The sequence below is a fragment of the Sphingomonas sp. PAMC 26621 genome, from assembly GCF_000251145.1.
Classification (GTDB): Bacteria; Pseudomonadota; Alphaproteobacteria; order Sphingomonadales; family Sphingomonadaceae; genus Sphingomonas.
Genome location: NZ_AIDW01000004.1, coordinates 72,163 through 92,004 on the forward strand (window position 1 = coordinate 72,163; position 19,842 = coordinate 92,004).

At 67.8% G+C, this 19,842-nt stretch carries 21 protein-coding genes and 1 pseudogene; 19 read left to right on the top strand and 3 right to left on the bottom strand.

Translation table 11 applies throughout. The features are described 5' to 3' along the window. Window positions 1-34: 34 nt before the first annotated feature. Together RI03_RS01615 and pyrE are read right to left on the bottom strand one after the other, a co-directional pair. Window positions 35-787 carry a pyridoxine 5'-phosphate synthase gene (locus tag RI03_RS01615; protein ID WP_010214714.1) on the bottom strand — a complete coding sequence of 251 codons (753 nt, stop codon included), beginning with the start codon at window positions 785-787 and terminating at the stop codon, window positions 35-37. Beyond that, window positions 784-1,365 carry an orotate phosphoribosyltransferase gene (pyrE, locus tag RI03_RS01620; protein ID WP_010214716.1) on the bottom strand — a complete coding sequence of 194 codons (582 nt, stop codon included), beginning with the start codon at window positions 1,363-1,365 and terminating at the stop codon, window positions 784-786. The genes RI03_RS01615 and pyrE overlap by 4 nt, the downstream gene beginning before the upstream one ends. 208 nt (window positions 1,366-1,573) lie before the next feature. Between pyrE and coxB the strand changes: the two genes are divergently transcribed. The 14 genes and pseudogenes from coxB to RI03_RS01680 all read left to right on the top strand — a co-directional run bounded on the left by coxB (window position 1,574) and on the right by RI03_RS01680 (window position 14,432). Then, complete coding sequence (coxB, locus tag RI03_RS01625; protein ID WP_010214717.1) at window positions 1,574-2,695, top strand: cytochrome c oxidase subunit II; 1,122 nt, start codon at window positions 1,574-1,576, stop codon at window positions 2,693-2,695. Between the two features lie 3 nt (window positions 2,696-2,698). After that, window positions 2,699-4,360, top strand: coding sequence for a cytochrome c oxidase subunit I (gene ctaD, locus RI03_RS01630; protein WP_010214720.1), 1,662 nt, complete (start codon window positions 2,699-2,701; stop codon window positions 4,358-4,360). Window positions 4,361-4,490: 130 nt separating this feature from the next. Then, window positions 4,491-5,395 (top strand): annotated as a pseudogene (locus RI03_RS01635) (heme o synthase). Then, window positions 5,392-5,547 (top strand): hypothetical protein, encoded by a 156-nt coding sequence (locus RI03_RS23980; protein WP_170318328.1) that lies wholly within the window; start codon window positions 5,392-5,394, stop codon window positions 5,545-5,547. Before RI03_RS01635 ends, RI03_RS23980 begins: the two are co-directional and overlap by 4 nt. Further along, window positions 5,544-6,101, top strand: coding sequence for a cytochrome c oxidase assembly protein (locus RI03_RS01640; RefSeq protein ID WP_010214725.1), 558 nt, complete (start codon window positions 5,544-5,546; stop codon window positions 6,099-6,101). Before RI03_RS23980 ends, RI03_RS01640 begins: the two co-directional genes overlap by 4 nt. A 47-nt stretch (window positions 6,102-6,148) precedes the next feature. Beyond that, the gene (locus RI03_RS01645) at window positions 6,149-7,009 is read left to right on the top strand and encodes a cytochrome c oxidase subunit 3 (RefSeq protein WP_010214728.1); all 861 of its coding nucleotides are present in this window, start codon (window positions 6,149-6,151) and stop codon (window positions 7,007-7,009) included. After that, window positions 7,009-7,194 (top strand): hypothetical protein, encoded by a 186-nt coding sequence (locus RI03_RS25300; RefSeq protein WP_010214731.1) that lies wholly within the window; start codon window positions 7,009-7,011, stop codon window positions 7,192-7,194. The genes RI03_RS01645 and RI03_RS25300 overlap by 1 nt, the downstream gene beginning before the upstream one ends. Window positions 7,195-7,199: 5 nt before the next feature. Next, the gene (locus RI03_RS25305) at window positions 7,200-7,394 is read left to right on the top strand and encodes a DUF983 domain-containing protein (protein ID WP_010214732.1); all 195 of its coding nucleotides are present in this window, start codon (window positions 7,200-7,202) and stop codon (window positions 7,392-7,394) included. After that, window positions 7,391-8,026, top strand: coding sequence for an SURF1 family cytochrome oxidase biogenesis protein (locus tag RI03_RS01655; protein ID WP_010214734.1), 636 nt, complete (start codon window positions 7,391-7,393; stop codon window positions 8,024-8,026). The genes RI03_RS25305 and RI03_RS01655 overlap by 4 nt, the downstream gene beginning before the upstream one ends. A gap of 11 nt (window positions 8,027-8,037) precedes the next feature. After that, complete coding sequence (thrC, locus tag RI03_RS01660) at window positions 8,038-9,441, top strand: threonine synthase (protein ID WP_010214735.1); 1,404 nt, start codon at window positions 8,038-8,040, stop codon at window positions 9,439-9,441. A 3-nt stretch (window positions 9,442-9,444) separates the two neighbouring features. Further along, window positions 9,445-10,308, top strand: coding sequence for a class I SAM-dependent methyltransferase (locus RI03_RS01665; RefSeq protein WP_010161299.1), 864 nt, complete (start codon window positions 9,445-9,447; stop codon window positions 10,306-10,308). A 339-nt stretch (window positions 10,309-10,647) separates the two neighbouring features. Next, on the top strand, window positions 10,648-13,827 hold the full coding sequence (locus tag RI03_RS01670) for an intermembrane phospholipid transport protein YdbH family protein (protein ID WP_010214737.1): 3,180 nt from the start codon (window positions 10,648-10,650) through the stop codon (window positions 13,825-13,827). Window positions 13,828-13,874: 47 nt separating this feature from the next. After that, window positions 13,875-14,057 (top strand): YnbE family lipoprotein, encoded by a 183-nt coding sequence (locus RI03_RS01675; RefSeq protein ID WP_010214739.1) that lies wholly within the window; start codon window positions 13,875-13,877, stop codon window positions 14,055-14,057. Beyond that, entirely contained in the window at window positions 14,058-14,432 is a 375-nt protein-coding gene (locus RI03_RS01680; protein WP_010214741.1) for a YdbL family protein, read from the top strand. A 137-nt stretch (window positions 14,433-14,569) separates the two neighbouring features. On the opposite strand, the gene RI03_RS01685 is transcribed toward RI03_RS01680, so the two are convergent. Next, window positions 14,570-15,139, bottom strand: a complete 570-nt coding sequence (locus tag RI03_RS01685) for a TlpA family protein disulfide reductase (RefSeq protein ID WP_010214742.1) — start codon at window positions 15,137-15,139, stop codon at window positions 14,570-14,572. 19 nt (window positions 15,140-15,158) lie between these two features. Between RI03_RS01685 and argH the strand changes: the two genes are divergently transcribed. From argH to RI03_RS01710, 5 genes are read left to right on the top strand one after another with little or no spacing between them, the layout of a single operon-like run. Next, on the top strand, window positions 15,159-16,529 hold the full coding sequence (gene argH / locus RI03_RS01690) for an argininosuccinate lyase (protein ID WP_026046365.1): 1,371 nt from the start codon (window positions 15,159-15,161) through the stop codon (window positions 16,527-16,529). Further along, entirely contained in the window at window positions 16,526-16,774 is a 249-nt protein-coding gene (locus RI03_RS01695; protein ID WP_010161293.1) for a hypothetical protein, read from the top strand. The genes argH and RI03_RS01695 overlap by 4 nt, the downstream gene beginning before the upstream one ends. Before the next feature lie 15 nt (window positions 16,775-16,789). Next, entirely contained in the window at window positions 16,790-18,058 is a 1,269-nt protein-coding gene (gene lysA, locus RI03_RS01700; protein WP_010214745.1) for a diaminopimelate decarboxylase, read from the top strand. Further along, window positions 18,055-18,822 (top strand): precorrin-2 dehydrogenase/sirohydrochlorin ferrochelatase family protein, encoded by a 768-nt coding sequence (locus RI03_RS01705; protein ID WP_010214746.1) that lies wholly within the window; start codon window positions 18,055-18,057, stop codon window positions 18,820-18,822. Before lysA ends, RI03_RS01705 begins: the two co-directional genes overlap by 4 nt. Next, window positions 18,819-19,769, top strand: coding sequence for a zinc transporter ZntB (locus RI03_RS01710; RefSeq protein ID WP_010214747.1), 951 nt, complete (start codon window positions 18,819-18,821; stop codon window positions 19,767-19,769). Before RI03_RS01705 ends, RI03_RS01710 begins: the two co-directional genes overlap by 4 nt. Window positions 19,770-19,842: the final 73 nt, after the last annotated feature.

A 19,842-nucleotide genomic window follows, 5' to 3' on the forward strand; every position in this document is an offset into this window, starting at 1 on the left:
TCTCCCCGGGGGGAGAGGGAGAATGTGGCGCGCTTCATCGCGCCGAGTCCATCGCGTCCCGCATCGCGCGGACTGCGTCGCCAAGCCCGACGAAGATCGCGTCGGCGATCAGGCTGTGTCCGATGTTGAGTTCACGGATCTGCGGGATCGCGGCGATCGGCGCGACGTTGGCGAGGGTCAGGCCGTGGCCGGCGTGGACTTCGATCCCGTTCTTGACCGCGAGCGCCGCGGCATCCGCGATGCGACGCAGTTCGACGGCCTGCGCCTCGCCCTCGAGATCGCAATAGCGGCCGGTGTGGAGTTCCACGACCGGCGCGCCGAGCCGGAGCGCGGCGTCGATCTGCGCTGCGCTTGGTTCGACGAACAGCGAGACGCGGATTCCGGCAGCGCCCAGTTGCGCGACCAGCGGCTGCAGCATCGCGAACTGCCCCGCCGCGTCGAGCCCGCCCTCGGTAGTGCGTTCCTCTCGCTTCTCGGGGACGATGCACGCCGCGTGCGGGCGATGCCGCAACGCAATCGCGAGCATCTCTGCGGTCGCGGCCATTTCGAAATTGAGCGGGATCGTCAATTCGGAGGAGAGGCGCGCGATATCGTCGTCGGTGATGTGCCGGCGGTCTTCGCGCAGATGCGCGGTAATGCCGTCCGCACCCGATTCGGCGGCGAGCAACGCCGCGCGGACCGGATCGGGATAGCCGGAGCCACGGGCGTTGCGGACGGTGGCGACATGATCGATGTTGACCCCGAGGCGGAGCAGACTCTCATCGGCGAGGCGGAGCGTGTCGGTCATGCCGCGCGGCTGCCGGGCTTGATCGCGGGGATCGCCGCGAGTTCGGGGGGAAGCGCATCGGCGTTGTAGGTCGGCACGTCGAGCCGGATCAGCGGGTAGAAGGGCACGCCGAGATCGGCGGTGCCGTTCGACCGGTCGACCAGCGCGCCTGCCGCGACCGTTTCGCCGCCCGCCCGCGCAATCGCGGCGATCGCCTCGCGCGACGACAGGCCGGTGGTGACGACGTCCTCCATCATGAACACCCGGGTGCCAGGTTCCAGCCGGAAACCGCGGCGCAGCTCGAACGTGCCGTCGGGCCGTTCGAGGAACATCGCGGGCACGCCGAGCGCGCGGCCCATCTCATGCCCCGCGATCACCCCGCCCATCGCGGGCGATACGACCGCGGCGATGCCGGCGCGAACGTCCGCCGGGAGCCGCGCGACCAGCGCCTCCGCCAGCCGCGCGCCGCGCGCCGGGTCCATCAGGACGCGCGCGCACTGCAGATAGCGCGACGATCGAAGGCCCGACGACAGGATGAAATGCCCTTCGAGCAATGCCTCGGCAGCGCGGAATTCGGCGAGAACGTCGTCTTCGGTCATTGCTTGCGTCCAGTGATTGCGCCCGGGATTTCGGGGCCTGATTACGGGCGAGGGCGCAGCGACGCAACGATCGTGCTAGAAAAAGGACTGGCGCGGGTTGAGGCATCCGTCCCTTCCGCTTATAGCCCTAAAAGAAAAGGGCGTATCCCCGCCTGGTCGTCGTCCAAAAAGCCGGCAGAGTCGCAAAGGGTAGATGCAGAGGATGCGTATGATCGGCATGAAATCGATCGTGATGGCAGCGGGCCTCGCGATGATCGGTACGGGCGCTCTCCAGGCCGCGCCGCAAGCTGCTCCGGTCGTGACTGTCACCAGACCCGAGAACGCTGCGCCTGCCGCGACCCCCGCCGCCGCGCCCGCCGCCGCACAACCGACCGACCCGATGCTCGCGGTCGACGGCGCGCCCGCGATGGCGATCGACCCGGCGATCGGCCAGCCCGTTCCGGGCCGCATTACGCTTCAGCCGCAGGTGACCAAGACCGGCCGTCAGGCGGCGTGGTTCCACAATGCGTTGCTGATGCCCGTCATCACCGTCATCTCGCTGTTCGTGCTCGCTTTGCTCGGCCTCGTGATCGTGAAGTTTCGTCGTGCCGCCAACCCGGTCGCGTCCAAGACCTCGCACAACACCATCCTCGAAGTCGCGTGGACCGGCATCCCGGTGCTGATCCTGCTGGGGCTCGCGCTGCCGTCGATCGGGCTGCTCCAGGCACAGTACAAGCCTGCGCCCAAGAATGCGGTCGTGCTGAAAGCAATCGGCAACCAATGGTATTGGTCTTACGAATATCCCGGCAACGGCGGTTTTTCGATCACGTCGAACATGCTGAAAGAAGCCAGTGAAGTCGGCAAGGGCGAGCGCGCCCGCACCGCGATCGACGGACCGCGCCTGCTTGCGACCGACAATCGCGTCGTGCTCCCGGTCGGCGTGCCGGTCCGCCTGATAACCACCTCGAACGACGTGATCCACAGTTGGGAAATCCCGGCGTTCTGGATTAAGCTCGATGCGATCCCGGGTCGCCTTAACGAGACCAGCTTCACGATCGAAAAGGAGGGCGTCTATTTCGGCGTCTGTTCCGAACTGTGCGGGGCGCGGCATGGCTATATGCCGATCACGGTACAGGCGGTGAAGCCGGCGGTGTTCGCTGCCTGGGTCAAGGCGAAGGGTGGCACGATGCCGGGCAACGGCGCAGCCGCCGCACCGGTCGCCGCGACGCCCGCCGCCGTCGCCACCGGCGAGCCGACCGCGATCGGCAATGCCGCCGCCGCGGCGCTGCCGGCAGAGGCCCCCGTCCCCGGTGCCAGCCCCGTCGCTGCCAACGCTTCCGCAGGGAACTGAGTCATGACCGACACCGCTTTGACCCCGAGCGCCTTCGAGGCGCATCATGACGATGCCCATGCGCATGACACGCACCAGATGTCATTCTTCGCGCGCTGGTTCATGTCGACCAACCACAAGGACATCGGGACGCTGTACCTGATCTTCGCGATCGTCGCGGGGATCATCGGTGGCGGTATCTCGGGCCTGATGCGCGCAGAGCTGGCCCATCCCGGGATCCAGTATCTCGGTTATTGGGCAAGCTTCCTGCCCGGTGGCGAGCAGGGGCTCGATCATTCGCTCCATCTGTGGAACGTGCTGATCACCGCGCACGGGCTGATCATGGTGTTCTTCATGGTGATGCCCGCAATGATCGGCGGGTTCGGCAACTGGTTCGTGCCCATCATGATCGGTGCGCCCGACATGGCGTTCCCGCGGATGAACAACGTGTCGTTCTGGCTGCTCATCCCCGCCTTCACGCTGCTGCTGGCGTCGCCGTTCTTCGGCGGTGCGGGCAATGGCTGGACGTTGTATGCGCCGCTCTCGACCTATGGCGAGCCGGGGCCGTCGACCGACATGGCGATCCTCGCGCTCCACCTTGCGGGTGCGTCGTCGATCCTCGGGGCGATCAACTTCATCACGACGATCTTCAACATGCGCGCGCCGGGCATGACGCTGCACAAGATGCCGCTGTTCGTGTGGTCGGTGCTGGTCACCGCCTTCCTGCTGCTGCTGGCGCTTCCGGTGCTCGCCGCGGCAATCACGATGCTGCTGACCGATCGCAACTTCGGCACGACCTTCTTCGATCCGGCCGGCGGCGGTGATCCGGTGCTGTACCAGCATCTGTTCTGGTTCTTCGGCCACCCCGAGGTCTACATCATGATCCTGCCGGGCTTCGGCATCGTCAGCCAGGTGATCTCGACCTTCTCGAAGAAGCCCGTCTTCGGCTATCTCGGCATGGCCTACGCCATGGTTGCGATCGGCGTGGTCGGCTTCGTCGTGTGGGCGCACCACATGTTCACGACCGGTCTTTCGGTGAACACCAAGATGTACTTCACCGCGGCGACGATGGTGATCGCGGTGCCGACCGGCATCAAGATCTTCTCGTGGATCGCGACGATGTGGGGTGGCTCGCTCAGCTTCAAGACGCCGATGCTGTGGGCGATCGGGTTCATCTTCATGTTCACCGTCGGTGGCGTTACCGGCGTCGTGCTCGCCAACGGCGGCATCGACGATTACATGCAGGACAGCTATTATGTGGTGGCGCATTTCCACTACGTGCTGTCGCTGGGGGCGGTGTTCTCGCTGTTCTGCGGCTTCTATTACTGGTTCCCGAAGATGTCGGGGAAGATGTACAACGAGTTCCTCGGCCAGGTGCATTATTGGGTGTTCTTTCTGGGCGTGAACGTGATGTTCTTCCCGATGCATTTCCTCGGCCTCCAGAACATGCAGCGCCGCGTGCCCGACTATGCTGACGCGCTTGCGCAGTGGAACTGGGTCGCCAGCATTGGCTACATGATCATGGCCGCCTCGATGGTGGTGTTCTTCGTCAACGTCATCATCTCGCTGATGTCCGGCAAGAAGGCCGGCGACAGCCCGTGGGGCGAAGGCGCGACCACGCTGGAATGGACGCTGTCGAGCCCGCCGCCCTATCACCAGTTCGAGACGCTCCCCCGGATCGACTGACGTTTTAACTCCGCTCCCGCGTGCGGGAGGGGTAGGGGTGGCCCTGCGCTCCGCTCCGACCGATTCCGCGAGGGGATAGCGCGAGCCCACCCCCAGCCCCTCCCGCGAGCGGGAGGGGAGGATTTTGTAAATGACCGTTGTGACCGTTTCCAATCCGAGCCTTCCCGCCGACTGGCGCGATTTCTTTGCGCTGACCAAGCCCCGCGTGATGCGCTCGGTCGTTTTCACCGCGCTGTGCGGCATGCTCGCCGCGCCGGTATCGCTGCCCCCAGTCCTCGCTTTCACCGCGATCCTCGCGATCGCGCTTGCGGCGGGCGCGGCGGGTGCGCTGAACCAATGGTATGAATCGGACATCGACGCGCTGATGAAGCGCACCGCCAAGCGCCCGCTCCCGGCCGGCAAGATGGAGCGCGAGACTGCGCTCCAGTTCGGCGTCGCGCTCGGGGTGTTCTCGGTTCTGCTGATGGGGCTGGCGATCAACATCCCGGCCGCCGCGCTGTTGGCCGTATCGATCCTGTTCTACGTGCTCGTCTATACCGTGGGCCTCAAGCGACTGACCCCGCAGAACATCGTGATCGGCGGCGCGGCGGGCGCATTTCCGCCGCTGATCGGCTGGGTCGCGGCGACGGGGTCGGTCTCCGCGCTGCCGCTGCTGATGTTCGCGATCATCTTCTTGTGGACCCCGCCGCACAGCTGGGCGCTCGCGCTGCTGATCCGCGACGATTACGCCAAGGGCGGCGTCCCGATGCTTCCCGTCGTCGCGAGCGCGAAGACGACGCGCGCACAGATGCTGTTCTACGCGGTGCTGATGACCGCGGCGGCAATCTCCCCGTGGCCGCTTGGGCTAGCGGGGTCGCTCTACGCATCGTCGCCTCGGTGCTGTCGGCGGTCTTCCTCGGGCTGACCGTCTGGGTCGTCATCCAGCGCGCGGAGACGCCCGCGACGATGAAGGCCGAACGCTGGCTGTTCGTCTATTCGATCGGCTATATCCTCGCGATCTTCGCGACCCTTGCGACCGATCGGTGCCTCGCATGAACGAGCTTCCAGACCCGACCATCCAGGCGGCGCTGGTCCGCAAGCGGCAACGCGCGCGCGCGACGGCGCTCGCGATCATCCTGTTCGCGTTCGTGATCCTCGTGTTCGCGATCAGCATCGCCAAGATCAAGGCGGGGATGCCGCACCAATGATCGGCCGGATCGCCCGGATGGATCGCAAGCTGCGCACCGCGTTGCTCGCGGTACTGGGGATCTGCTTCATGTCCGGCCTCGGCTGGGCGAGCATCCCGCTGTACCGGATGTTCTGCCAGGCGACCGGCCTCAACGGCACGACGCAACGCGGGACGGTCGCGCCGGGAGCGGTCAAGAACCACCAGATCCGGATCGATTTCGACACCAACGTCGCACCGCACATGCCGTGGAAGTTCATGCCGGAGAACCCGTACGACACGGTCGACGTCGGCGCGCGCGACATGGCGTTCTTCACCGCGACCAACACGTCGAACAAGCCGATCACCGGCACCGCGACGTTCAACGTGACGCCCGCACAGGCGGGCAAATATTTCACCAAGATCCAGTGTTTCTGCTTCACCCAGCAGACGCTGCAACCGGGCGAGACCGCACGGATGCCGGTCATCTTCTTCGTCGACCCCAAGATCCTCGCAGATCCGGACGCGAACGACGTCGAGACGATTACGCTAAGCTACACGTTTTACCCGGTGGATTCGGCGAAAGCCAAAAGCTAGGGTACGAAAAACCGATCGATCCAACGATCATACGACGGGGATGCAACATGGCCGGTGCCAAGAACCACGATTACCATATCCTGCCGCCGAGCATCTGGCCGCTGGCCGGATCGATGGCGGCGCTGGCGATGGCGTCTGGCGGGATCATGTGGATGCACTCCGCCGTTGGCGGCGGGTTGATCTTCTATGCCGGGCTCGCGGGCGTGCTAGCGGTGATGTACGGCTGGTGGCGGCAGATCATCCTTGAGGCGAATGCGGGGGATCATACCCCGGTCGTGCAGTTGCACCTGCGCTACGGAATGATCCTGTTCATCGCGTCGGAAGTGATGTTCTTCGTCGGATGGTTCTGGGCGTTCTTTGATTTCTCGCTGTTTCCGGCGGGGATCCAGGTGCTCGACGGCAAGGTCAGCCTGATCGCCGACGTCGCGCGCGGCGCGGGGCAGTGGCCGCCCAAGGGACTCGAGGTGATCGACGCGTTCAAGTTCCCGCTGCTCAACACGCTGATCCTGCTCACCAGCGGCACCACCGTCACCTGGGCGCACCACGCGCTGATCCATGGCGATCGCGACGGGCTCAAGAAGGGGCTGTGGGCGACGATCATCCTTGGGCTGATCTTCAGCTCGATCCAGGCGTTCGAATATTCGGAAGCGCCGTTCCCGTTCAAGGGGCTCAACTATGGCGCGGCGTTCTTCATGTCGACCGGGTTCCACGGCTTCCACGTGATGATCGGGACGGTCTTCCTGATCGTCTGCCTGATCCGCACCTATCGCGGCGACTTCACCCCCAAGCAGCATTTCGGGTTCGAGGCGGCGGCGTGGTACTGGCACTTTGTCGACGTGGTCTGGCTGTTCCTGTTCGTCACCGTCTATGTCTGGGGCGGCTGGGGCGCGCCGGTCCATAGCGGGTGATGCCGCCCGAGCGGGCCGAGACCTTCGTCGCGCCGGACCCGGTCGCCGCCGCGGTGAAGGGGCTTTGCCCGCGCTGCGGCGCGCCGGGGCTGTTCCGCGGGTGGCTCGACTTCGCTGCCAAATGCCCGCGCTGCAAGCTGGATTATAGCGCGTTCAACGTCGGCGAGGGCCGGCCGCGATCCTGACGCTGGTGCTGGGCGCGCTGGTCGTCGGGCTGGCGATCACGATCCAGCTCGCGTGGGGGCCGCCGATCTGGCTTCAACTGATCATCTGGTTGCCGATCACGGTGTTCAGTGTGGTCGGGGCGCTCCGCGTCGCCAAGGCGGCGTTGCTTGGCGCGGAGTATCGCAATGCCGCGCATGAGGGACGAATCACCCCGCCATGAAGCGCGTTCCGGTCTTCGCGACGATCCTAGTCGCGCTGGCAATCGTGGCGATGGTTGCACTTGGCGTGTGGCAGCTCGGGCGGCGGGCGGACAAGGCCGCGCTGCTCGCGCATTACGCGCGGAACGTCACTTTGCCGCCGGTCGCCTTCCCGGCGATCCCCATCGATGACGGGCTTTTGTTCCGTCGTTCCAGTGCCTTATGCCTTGAGCCCGTGAGCTTTGCGATCGAGGGCGGGCGCAATGCGCGCGGCGGTACGGGCTGGCGCCAGATCGCGCAGTGCCGCACCGGGGCAGAGGGCCCCGGCTTCACGGTGCAGCTCGGATTCGGCAAGGATCCGCACGCCAAGCCATCGTGGAAAGGCGGGCCGGTCCGCGGCTATATCAGCCACGCGCCCGACCATCAGCCGCTGATCGCTGGCCTGTTCGGCAGCGCCGCGCCCAAGACGTTGATGCTGGTGGCCGACCCGCCGCTGGCTGGCCTCGACCCGAATCCGCAGCCCGATCTGTCGGCGGTGCCCAACAACCACCTCGCGTATGCGGTACAATGGTTCATCTTCGCCGCGATCGCCGCAATAATCTATGCGCTTGCGCTCAGGCGGCGCGCGGTTGCCGAGTCGCCCGCGGCCCGCTAACCGAAGTCTCCATGCGCTATATCAGCACGCGCGGCTCCGCGCCGACCCTCGATTTCCGTGACGTGACCCTCGCCGGGCTGGCGAGCGACGGCGGATTGTACCTCCCCGAAAGCTGGCCGCAGTTCACGCCGGAGCAGATCACCGGGATGCGCGGCCTCTCCTATGTCGAGACCGCGGTGCAGGTGATGCTGCCGTTCGTCGGCGATGCGCTGAGCGAGGAAGATCTGCGCGGGTTGTGCACCGAGGCCTATGGCCGGTTCGCGCATGCCGCGGTCGTCCCGCTGGTGCAGCTCGATGCGCAGCACTGGTTGCTCGAACTGTTCCACGGGCCGACGCTCGCGTTCAAGGACGTCGCGCTGCAACTGCTCGGGCTGCTGTTCGAACGCTTCCTCACGGGCACCAGCCAGCAACTGACCGTGATCGGCGCGACCTCGGGCGATACCGGGTCGGCGGCAATCGATGCGCTTGCTGGGCGCGCCGGGGTCGACGTGTTCATGCTCCACCCCAAGGGGCGCGTGTCGGACGTCCAGCGGCGGCAGATGACGACGGTGATCGCGCCCAACATCCACAACATCGCGCTCGAGGATTCGAGCTTCGACGATGCGCAGGCGCTGGTGAAGGCGATGTTCAACGACGGCGCCTTCTCGGGGAAGTTCGCGCTGTCGGCGGTCAATTCGATCAACTGGGCGCGGCTGATGGCGCAGGTGGTCTATTATTTCTACGCCGCGGTCCGGCTGGGAGCGCCCGAGCGGCCGGTCGCCTTTTCGGTCCCGACGGGCAATTTCGGCGACGTGTTCGCGGGCTATGTCGCCGCCAAGATGGGGTTGCCGGTCGCCAAGCTGATCGTGGCGACCAACGTCAACGACATCCTCGCCCGCGCGCTCTCGACCGGGGATTATTCGAGCCGGAGCGTGATCCCGACGCCAAGCCCGTCGATGGACATCCAGGTGTCGAGCAATTTCGAGCGGCTGCTGTTCGATCTCGGCGGGCGCGATGGCCATGCGCTGGCGGCGCAGATGCAGGGGTTCGAGGCGACGCGCGCGATGCAGCTGACCAATACGCAGCGCGACGGCGCGTCCGCGCTGTTCGCGAGCGACAGCGTCGATCTCGACGACATGGCACTCGCGATGCGGCGGACGAGCGAGCGCAGCGGGCAGGTGATCGACCCGCATACCGCGATCGGGCTGGCGGCAGCGCATCGCGCCGGGCTCCCCGCGGACGTGCCGGTGGTAACGCTCGCGACCGCGCATGCCGCCAAGTTCCGCGATGCGGTCGAGCGCGCGACCGGCAAGCGTCCGAGCCTGCCCGCGCGGATCGGTGACCTGTTCGACCGCGAGGAACGCTATGATAGTTTGCCAGGCACGTTCGCGGCGGTGACAGCGTATATCTCCGAGCGGGCGGTGGCGAAGGCCTGAACGATGACCCTGACGACTCTGATCACCGAACCCTGGGCCGATTACGGGCTGGTCGACTCCGGCCATGGCCGCAAGCTCGAGCGCTATGGCCGCTTCCGCTTCATCCGGCCCGAACCGCAGGCGATGTGGGCCCCCGCGTCCGACCGTTGGGAAGCGGACGGCGACTTCATCGGCGCGTCCGACGAGGATGGCGGTGGCAAGTGGCATTTGTCGAAGGACGTGCCGCGCGGTGGCTGGCACGTGCGCTGGGAGGAACTGCTGTTCCTCGCGCAGAACACGCCGTTCCGGCACCTCGCCTTCTTCCCCGACATGGCCGCGCAATGGGCGTGGATGCGCGGGCGCGTGGCCGAGGGCGACGAGGTGCTCAACCTGTTCGGCTATACCGGGGTCGGCACGCTCGCGCTCGCCGCGAAGGGCGCGCGGATGACGCATGTCGATGCCTCGAAGAAGTCGGTCGAGGCGGGCAAGTCCAACGCGTTCCTGTCCGACATGGCGGATCGGCCGATCCGCTGGATGGTCGACGATGCCGCCAAGTTCGCCGCGCGCGAGGTGCGGCGCGGGCGGCGCTACGACGGGATCTTCCTCGATCCGCCCAAGTTCGGGCGCGGGCCGGAGGGCGAGGTGTGGCGGCTGGAGGAGAATTTGCCGGCGCTGATCGCGGATTGCCGCGCGCTGCTCGATGCGGAGAGCAAGTTCCTGGTGCTGACGGTCTATGCCGTGCGGATGTCGGCGCTCGCGATCGGCGAGCTGGTGCGGCAGGCGCTCGGCGATCTGGGCGGGACGGTCGAGGTCGGCGAGATGGCGGTGCGCGAGGAAGCGCGCGGGTTGCTGTTGCCGACCGCGATCTTCGTGCGCTGGTCGAAGTAGCGGGGACGGGATTGGCGTCGTCACCGCGGCGGCGCGCCGTCTGCGGACGTTGTCGATGGAGGTCACGCTTCGTGTTTTCGGACGAAGGCGAGACCTCCGCGGAAGGCTCTGTTGCGGTGATGCTCGTCCGCGCCGCCCCCAACCGTCGTCATGCTGAACGTGTTTCAGCATCCAGCCCTCCGCCCGGACAGTCAGCCATTGTGGCGCGGTGGACCCTGAAACGCGTTCAGGGTGACGCTGAATGGAGGTTTCGCTGAGGTCTGGCCTTCGCCGGGGTGACGGGGGGGCGTTTGTCCGTCTAAGGTCGTAGCGCAAGGCAATGCGGGTGACGAAGACGGCGTGACGGACGATATTTCCGAGGAATCGGTTTCGCCCGTGGCAACCGAGCGGGGTCGCGCGCTGTGGCGATGGATCGTGCCCGGCGTCATACTGGCCGTCATCGTCGTACTCGCTGCGGTGTGGCTCGCGCGCAAACCGGTGGCGGAGCATTTCATCGATGACGCGCTCCGCGCCGCGCACGTGCCCGCGCGGTACGAAATCTCGCGGATCGGGCTGCGTACGCAGCGGCTGACCAACGTGCGGATCGGCGATCCGGCGCGGCCCGATCTGGTGGCGGACTGGGTCGAGGTCGATACCAGCCTGTGGTTCTCCGGCGTCGGCGTGACCGCGATCCGCGCGGGACACGTCGCGATTCGTGCGACGCTGGCGAAGGGCACGGTGTCGTTCGGCGCGATCGACCGGTTGCTGCCGGCACCGTCGGGCAAGCCGTTCGCGCTGCCCGCGATCCGCGCCGAGATCGGCGACGCGAGAATTGCGCTCGGCACGCCTTATGGGCCGGTCGCGCTCGTGGTGGCGGGGAAGGGGCGGCTCGACGACGGGTTCCGCGGAACGCTGGCGGCAAAATCCGCGCTGCTGCAGATCGGCGCGTGCCGCATCGCTTCGCTGGACGCCGACGTTGCGGTGCGGATCGATGCCGCGCGCCCGAGTCTCGCAGGGCCGGTCGCGATCGATCGCGGCGCGTGCGGCGGAACTTCGGTCACGCGCGCGCGCGCCGACCTGTCGGTCGCGCTCGGGCTGACGCTCGATCACTTCAAGGGCAAGGCGTTGCTGGCGGTCGGGGAGGTCGCGGGCGCTGGCGTGGTGGCGCGGCAGGTCGCGGGGCCGGTGACGTTCGTCGGATCGGCGAGCGACGTTTCGGGGACGCTCGAACTCAATTCGGGCCCGATGACGATGACCAATGCCACGATGACCAATGCCGCATCGGGCCAGCGCGCGGCGGCGGGTGGCACCGGGGTTTCGGGGCGCTACCGCTATGCCGATGACGGTTTCGCGTTCGACGGGCAGGTGCGCGCGGAACGCGGTGTCGTCCCGCCCGCGCTGCTCGCGCGACTGGCGCCGTTGCGGACGGCGGGCGCGGGGACGCCGATCGCCCCGCTTGCCGCGCGGCTTTCGACCGCTTTGCAGGCCGCCGCGCGGTCGATCGTGGGCGGGGCGGCGGTGTCGGCGATCGTCGATGGCGCGCGCGGGCAGGTCGTGGTGTCGCGGCTCGATCTCGCCAGCGCGTCGGGCGCGCGCGCGAGCGTTTCGGGCGGGAGCGGGATCGTCTGGCGCTGGCCCGGCGGGCTGCGGATCGAAGGCGATGCCGAGGTGCGCGGCGGGGGGCTCCCTGCGATCCGCGCGAAGCTCGCGCAGGCGGCACCCGGCGCGGCGATCGTCGGGACCGCGGTGATCGCACCGTATGACGCGTCGGGCGCGCGGCTGGCGCTTGCACCGGTCCGGTTCAGCGCGGGCGGCGGCGGTGCCAGCCGGATCACGACGCGGGTCACGCTCAGCGGACCGCTTGGCGACGGGCGAGTCGATGATCTCGCGGTGCCGCTGGACGCGACCTGGGGGCGTGGCGGGCTGGTGGTCAATCCGATGTGTTCGGCGGTGGGGTTCGCGCGGTTGCTGACCAACGGCGTCGACCTGCCGCGCTCGGCGGTGACGGTGTGTCCGCAGGATGGCGCGATGCTGCGGCTGGTCAACGGCAAGTTCGGCGGCGGCGGGCGGATCGGTGGCGCGCGGCTGGCGGGGGCGCTCGGGTCGTCGCCGCTGACGCTGGCATTGCAGCGCGCCGCCTGGACGCTGGCGGACGGGCACTTTGCCGCGGGAGGAGTCGCGCTGCGACTTGGCGCGCCGGATCGGGTGACCCGGCTCGACATCGCCGATCTAGGCGGCGCGCTGGCGGGCGGCGGCGCGGCGGGGCGCTTTGCCGGCGCAGGCGGGCAGATCGGCGCGGTGCCGCTGGTGTTGTCGGGCGCGACTGGCGGGTGGCGGTTCGCGCAAGGGGTGCTGGGGCTCGACGGGACGATGACGGTCGCGGATGCGGCGGCGGTCGCGCGCTTCCGGCCGCTTGCCGCGCAGGGCGTGACGCTGGCGTTGCAGGCGGGGCGGATCACGGCGGCGGGCACGCTGGTCGAACCCAGCAGGACCGTCCGGGTGGCGGACGTCACGATCGTCCATGATCTTGCCGCCGGAACGGGCCATGCCGATCTGAGCGTACCGGGGATCGTCTTCGGGCCGAAGGTCCAGCCCGAGCTGCTGACCCCGCTGACGCTCGGCGTGGTCGCCGATGTCGTCGGCACGGTCTCGGGCGCGGGGCATATCCGCTGGACCCCGCAAGGGCTGACGAGCGACGGCGTTTTCCGCACCGCCAACACCGATCTCGCCGCCGCGTTCGGCCCGGTGACGGGAATCGCGGGCGAGATCCGCTTTACCGACCTGCTCGGGCTTGCCACCGCGCGGGGGCAGGTGGCGACGGTCAAGAGCATCAACCCGGGGATCGCGGTGACCGACGGGACGATCCGGTATCAATTGCTGCCGGGCACGCGAATCGCGGTCGAGGAGGGGCGCTGGCCGTTCGCGGGGGGCACGCTGCGGCTCGAGCCGACGCTGCTCGACTTCGGATCGCCGCAGGAACGGCGGATGACGTTCCGCGTCACCGGCATGGAGGCGGCGCAATTCCTCCAGCAGTTCGATTTCAAGAACCTCGATGCGACCGGGGTGTTCGACGGCGTGTTGCCGATGGTGTTCGATTCGACCGGGGGGCGGATCACCGACGGCACGCTGGTCGTGCGGCCGGGCGGCGGGACGATCGCCTATGTCGGCGAGATCACGCAGAAGGATGTCGGTTTCTGGGGCAATTACGCGTTCCAGGCGCTGAAATCGCTGCGCTACCGCAACCTGTCGCTGGTGATGAACGGGCCGCTCGCGGGCGAGATGATCACCGAGGTCAAGTTCGCCGGGATCAGCCAGGGGGCGGGGGCCAAGCGCAACTTCCTGTTCGACCGCCTCCAGAAGCTGCCGCTGGCGTTCAATATCCGCGTGCGCGCGCCGTTCCGCCAGCTGATCGATTCGGCGCAGAGCTTCTACGACCCCAAGCGGTTGATCGAACGCAATCTGCCGAGCCTGCTGCAGGAGCAGGACAAGCAGTCGAAACCCCCCGTTATTCAGCCCCCGGAAAGCAGAATCGTGCCATGAGCGAAACAGGATTGACGACGGCCATGGGAATACCGAGCACGGCACGCATGAAACATATCGTATCGACCGCGAGTTTGGGTGCCGCGATGGCGCTGGCGGGCTGCGTCAGCATCAATGCGCCCGACAAGCCGATCGAGATCAATCTCAACATCAATGTGAAGCAGGAAGTCGTCTACCGGCTCGACAATCAGGCCAAGACGGTGATCCAGTCCAACCCGGGAATCTTCTGAATGCGTACGTGGAAAATGGCGGCGATGCTCGCCGCGGCAGTGTTGCTCGGGACCGCGGGCGTCGCGCTGGCGCAGGACGACTGGAAGGCGGCGCGCGCCGCCGGGCAGATCGGCGAGCAGCCCGACGGCTATCTCGGCGTGGTGGGGGCGTCGACGCCCGCGCTGTCGGCGCTGGTCGCGCACGTCAACATCCAGCGCAAGGCGGTCTACACGCGCGAAGCGGCGGCGAGCAACGCGACAGTCGAGGATTTCGCGTTCACCTCGGGGTGCAACCTGATCGCGAAGACGTCGCCGGGCGACAAGTATCGCGCGCCGGGCGGCGCGTGGATGACGCGTGGGGCGGGGGCTCCGGAGCGGGACTCGCGCTGTTTGTAACCCGGATGATCAACTCCTCCCGTTCGGGCTGAGCGAAGTCGAAGCCCCATGCGTAGCGCAAGCCCCTTCGACTTCGCTCAGGGCGAACGGGGGGGGGGCGGAGCGCGCTCTTACTTTCAGGAGGGGGCGGAGCGCCGTTACTTCGCCTCCGCCAGCAGCGCTTTCGCTTCGGCACTCGTCCAGTCCATCCCGCCGGTCGAGCGCCACACTTCGTGGCCGGTCGAATCGAACAGGATGCTCATCGGCAGGCTCGCCTCATAGGTGACGCTGAGCGCGACGTTCTTGTCGAGATACGGCTTCAGTCGCTTGAAGCCGTTCTTGGCGAAATAGGCCTCGATCGTCGGACGGTCCTTGTCCTGGCTGATCGCCGCGACGGTGATGGTCTCCGCCGCCGCATCCAGCGTCGGCATTTCCTTGACGCACGGGCCGCACCACGTCGCCCACAGGTTGACGAGCACCGGCTTGCCCTTGAACCGCGCGAGCGTCATCGGCTTGCCGTCCGGCCCCTCGAAGCTCACCGACGGCGCGGGGTCGCCCTTGTGGGTGCGGTCGATCTTCTCGGCCTTTGCCGGGGCGGGCGCGGATGCGACCGGAGTCGCCTCGGCTTGCCGGTTGCTCGAGACTTGCTTATCGCAACCCGCGACAAGGCCCAGCAGCAGGACCGGGACGATCGCCGAGCGGAACACCAAAATGGTCGAGACTGACATGAACGAAACATCCAATGCGATGTGGGGCGGGCGCTTTGCCGAGGGTCCGGCTGCGGTCATGCGATCGATAAATGCCTCGATCCCGTTCGACAAGCGGCTGTGGCGGCAGGATGTCGCGGGATCCAAGGCGCATGTCGCGATGCTCGGGCAACAGGGCATCGTCTCGCCCGAGGATGCCGCGACGATATCGGCGGGGCTCGACACGGTCGCGGCGCATTATGCCGAACACGGCGTGACCGAGGACATGGTCCTCGAGGACATCCACATGCAGACCGAGGCGCGGCTCGCCGACGCGATCGGGCCGGTCGCGGGGCGGCTCCACACCGCGCGCTCGCGCAACGACCAGGTCGCGACCGATTTCAAACTGTGGGTGCGCGACGCGATTGATCAGATCGATGCGGCGCTCGGCCAGTTCCAGGATGCGCTGCTGACCCGCGCCGAGGAACATGCCGCGAGCGTGATGCCCGGCTTCACGCATCTGCAAAGCGCGCAGCCGGTGACGCTCGGGCATCATCTGATGGCGTATCACGAGATGATCGCGCGCGACCGCAGCCGCTTCGCCGATGCGCGGGAGCGGGGCAACCTGTGCCCGCTCGGGTCGGCGGCGCTGGCGGGGACGGGCTTCCCGATCGACCGGACCATGACCGCGCAGGCGCTCGGGTTCGACGGGCCGACGCGCAATTCGCTCGACGGTGTGTCGGACCGCGACTTCGCGCTCGATTACCTGACGGCGGCGACGCAATGCTCGCTGCACCTCAGCCGGCTGGCCGAGGAGTTCGTGCTATGGGCGTCGCAGCCGTTCGGCTTCGTGTCGCTGTCGGACCAATGGTCGACCGGCAGCTCGATCATGCCGCAGAAGCGCAATCCCGACGCCGCTGAACTCGTGCGCGGGCACGCTGGCCGCATCCTCGGATGCATGACCGCGCTGATGGTGACGATGAAGGGCCTGCCGCTTGCCTATTCCAAGGACATGCAGGACGACAAACCACCCGTGTTCGAGGCGCACGACCTGCTCGAGCTGTCGATCGCAGCGATGACGGGAATGGTCGCGAGCGCCACTTTCCGGACCGAGCGGATGCGGCAGGTCGCGGAATCGGGGTTCGCGACCGCGACCGATCTCGCCGACTGGCTGGTGCGCGAGGCGGGCGTGCCGTTCCGCGAGGCGCATCATATCACCGGGCAGGCGGTCAGGCGCGCCGAGACGCTGGGCGTGATGCTCGATGCGCTCTCGCTCGACGATCTGCGCGCGATCGATGCGCGGATCGACGAACGGGTCTACGGCGTTCTGAGCGTCGACGCGTCGGTCGCGAGCCGGACCAGCTTCGGCGGGACCGCGCCCGACAATGTGCGCGCGGCCGTCGCGGCGGCGCGGGAAGGATCGCAACGATGAAGCCCCTGCTGGTTCCCCTCGCTTTGGGTACGGCGTTGCTGCTCGCCGGGTGCGGCGCATCGTCCGCGCTCAAACCCGCGGAAGGCCGGTCGCTCCCGGTCGCGCCTTATGGCGCGAAGGCGACCCCGACCCCGGAGGATCTGCTGACCCCGAGCAACCAGGCGCGCCCCGAGCGCAGCGACGAACTGCTCAAGCAATCGCAGGAACGCCGCGGCGACGAATTCGACCTGCCCCCGCCCAATTGATCGGCTGATTTTCCCATGGACCATTTTGCTCTCGTCGACGGCGTGATGCACTGCGAGGGCGTGCCGTTGCCGGCGATCGCCGAGGCAGTGGGCTCGCCCGTCTATGTCTATTCGTCCGCGACGTTCCAGCGGCATGCGCGCGTGTTCCGCGAGGGGCTGGCGGCGGCGGGCGACGTCCATTTGGCCTATGCGATCAAGGCCAATCCCAATCTCGCGGTGCTGCGCCTGCTCGCCAATGCGGGCTATGGCGCGGATGTCGTCTCGGGCGGGGAACTCGCGCGCGCGCTGGCGGCGGGGATCCCGGCGGCTGACGTGGTGTTCTCCGGCGTCGGCAAGACGCGCGAGGAGCTGGTCCGCGCGCTCGATTGCGGGCTTGGCCAGTTCAACCTCGAGCTCGAGGAAGAGGGCGTCGTCCTCGCGCAGCTCGCGACCGAGCGCGGTGTGACCGCGCACGCGACGCTCCGCGTCAATCCGGACGTCGATGCGGGCACGCACGCCAAGATCTCGACCGGCAAGCGCGAGAACAAGTTCGGCGTGCCGATCGATCAGGCGCCTGCGATCTTCGCGCGGCTGGCGGGCTTGCCGGGGCTCAACCTGCGCGGGGTCGCGGTGCATATCGGCAGCCAGCTCGGCGACCTCGCCCCGATGGAAGCGGCCTACCGCCGGGTCGGCGCGTTGATGGCCGAGTTGCGCGGTGCGGGGCACACGATCGACCGGATCGATCTCGGTGGCGGACTCGGCGTGCCGTACCGCGCGGGCGAAGTGTTCCCGAGCCCCGCAGAGTTCGGCGCGATGGTCGCGCGGGTGACGCGCGACTGGGGCGTCACGCTGATGTTCGAACCCGGGCGCGTGATCGCGGGCAATGCCGGCGTGCTGCTGACCAAGGTCATCTGGGTCAAGCCGGGGGTGACCAACCCCTATGTCATCGTCGACGCCGCGATGAACGATCTCGCGCGGCCTGCCTTGTACGATGCGTGGCATGATTTCGCGGCGGTCCGCCCGAACGGACGGCGGATGATGGCCAATATCGCGGGTCCGGTGTGCGAAAGCGGCGACACCTTCGCGATGGGGCGCGACATTGACGAAGTGGTGAGCGGCGATCTCGCGGTGTTCCGTACCGCGGGCGCTTATGGCGCGACGATGGCGAGCACGTACAACAGTCGGGCGTTGGTGCCCGAGGTGCTGGTCGACGGCGATCGCTTCGCGGTCGTCGCGGACCGGATCAACCCCGAGACGATCCTTGCCGCCGAACGCCTGCCCGAATGGCTCAAGCCCACGGCATGACACTCCACAGTCTTCCGCTGTTCGTCCGGCTGGCAGGGCGGCCGGTCATGTTGCTCGGCGAAGGCGAACCTGCGGACGCCAAGCGGCGGCTGCTCGAACGCGCGGGCGCGGTGATCGTCGGCGAGGCGGCGACGGCGTCGCTCGCGATCGTGGCGATCGAGGACGATGCCGAGGCGCGCGGCGCGATCGACCGGTTGAAGGCGCGGGGCGTGCTGGTCAATGCGGTCGACCGGCCCGACGATTGCGACTTCACGCTGCCTGCGATCATCGATCGCAGCCCGGTGCTGATCGCGATCGGGACGGGCGGCGCGTCGGCGGGGCTGGCGGCGGCGCTTCGGCAACGGCTGGAGGCGATGCTGCCCGCGACTTTGGGGCCGCTCGCCGACCGGTTGAACGCGATGCGCAGCGCGATCCGGCTGGTGCTGCCCGCGCTCGACGACCGTCGGCGCGCGCTGGGGCGGGCGTTTGCGCAAGGCGGGGCGCTCGACCCGCTGACGGCGGCGCCCGAGTCTGTGCCGGGATGGCTCGCGAACGCGACCGCCTCGCCCGACCGGCTGGTCACGATCCGGCTGACCTCGGACGACCCCGACGACCTGACGCTCGGGCAGGCGCGCGCGCTCGCGCTCGCCGACCGGATCTATGCGCCGGCCGCGACCCCGCCCGCGATTCTTGACCGGTCGCGCGCGGATGCGGTGCGGATCGTTTCGGAACAGCCGCCGGTCGTGGGCGAAGCGGGACTGACGATCTGGATGGAGCCTCGATGAGCGGGTTTGCCTATTGCGTCGCCGGGGGCAAGGCGACGCGGATCGACATCAAGGCCGCGCTGGACACGCCGGGCGACCTGGTGTGGGTTCATATGACGACCAACAACGCGCACGCACAGGACTGGCTGACGGATGTCGCCAAGGTCCCCGACTATGTCGTCGATGCGCTGACCACGACCGAGTCGCGCCCGCGCTGCGATGCGCTCGGCGATGGCGCGTTCCTCAACCTGCGCGGGCGATCGGACGAGGAACTGACCGCGTCGGATCCGCTTGCATCGGTGCGGATCTGGGCGGTGGCGGGCCGGGTGATCTCGGTCACGCGCCGCTCGCTGACCGCGGTCGAGGCGGTGACCAAGGCGGTCGAAAAGGGCACGATCGCGGATCCGGGCGACCTGATCGCGGCGTTCGCGAGCGCGATTACCGAGGAGCTCGACCCCGAAGTCGGCGAGCTCGGCGACGAGCTCGACGATTGCGAGGCGGATCTCGACGCGGACAAGGTGTTCGAGCTGCGCCGCAAGGTGACCAAGGTGCGGAGCACCGCGATCGGCTACCGTCGGTTCGTCCAGCCGCAGCGCGCCGCACTCGAGAAGCTGGCCGCGCTGCCGTGCGACTGGCTGCACGACGACGACCGGCTCCACCTCAATTCCGCCGCCGACCGCGCCGCGCGGATGGCGGAGGAACTGGAGGCGATCCGCGAACGCTCCGCGCTGATGCACGAGGCGCTGACCGACCTGCGCGCGGAACAGATCGACTCGCGCTCGCTGCTGATCTCGATCGTGGCGCTGATCTTCCTGCCGCTGACGTTCCTGACCGGGCTTTACGGAATGAACGTCGAGGGGCTGCCGTTCGCCAAGGAGCCTTGGGCGTTCGACCTGATCGGCGGGGTGTGCATCACGATCACGGTCGGGATCATCGGCTATTTCAGCGCGAAACGGTGGTTCGGGTAGCGGGCTGCCTTCCTGCGTCATCCTGAACTCGTTTCAGGATCCAGCCGTCCGCGAGTCCGGACGACGCCTGCTG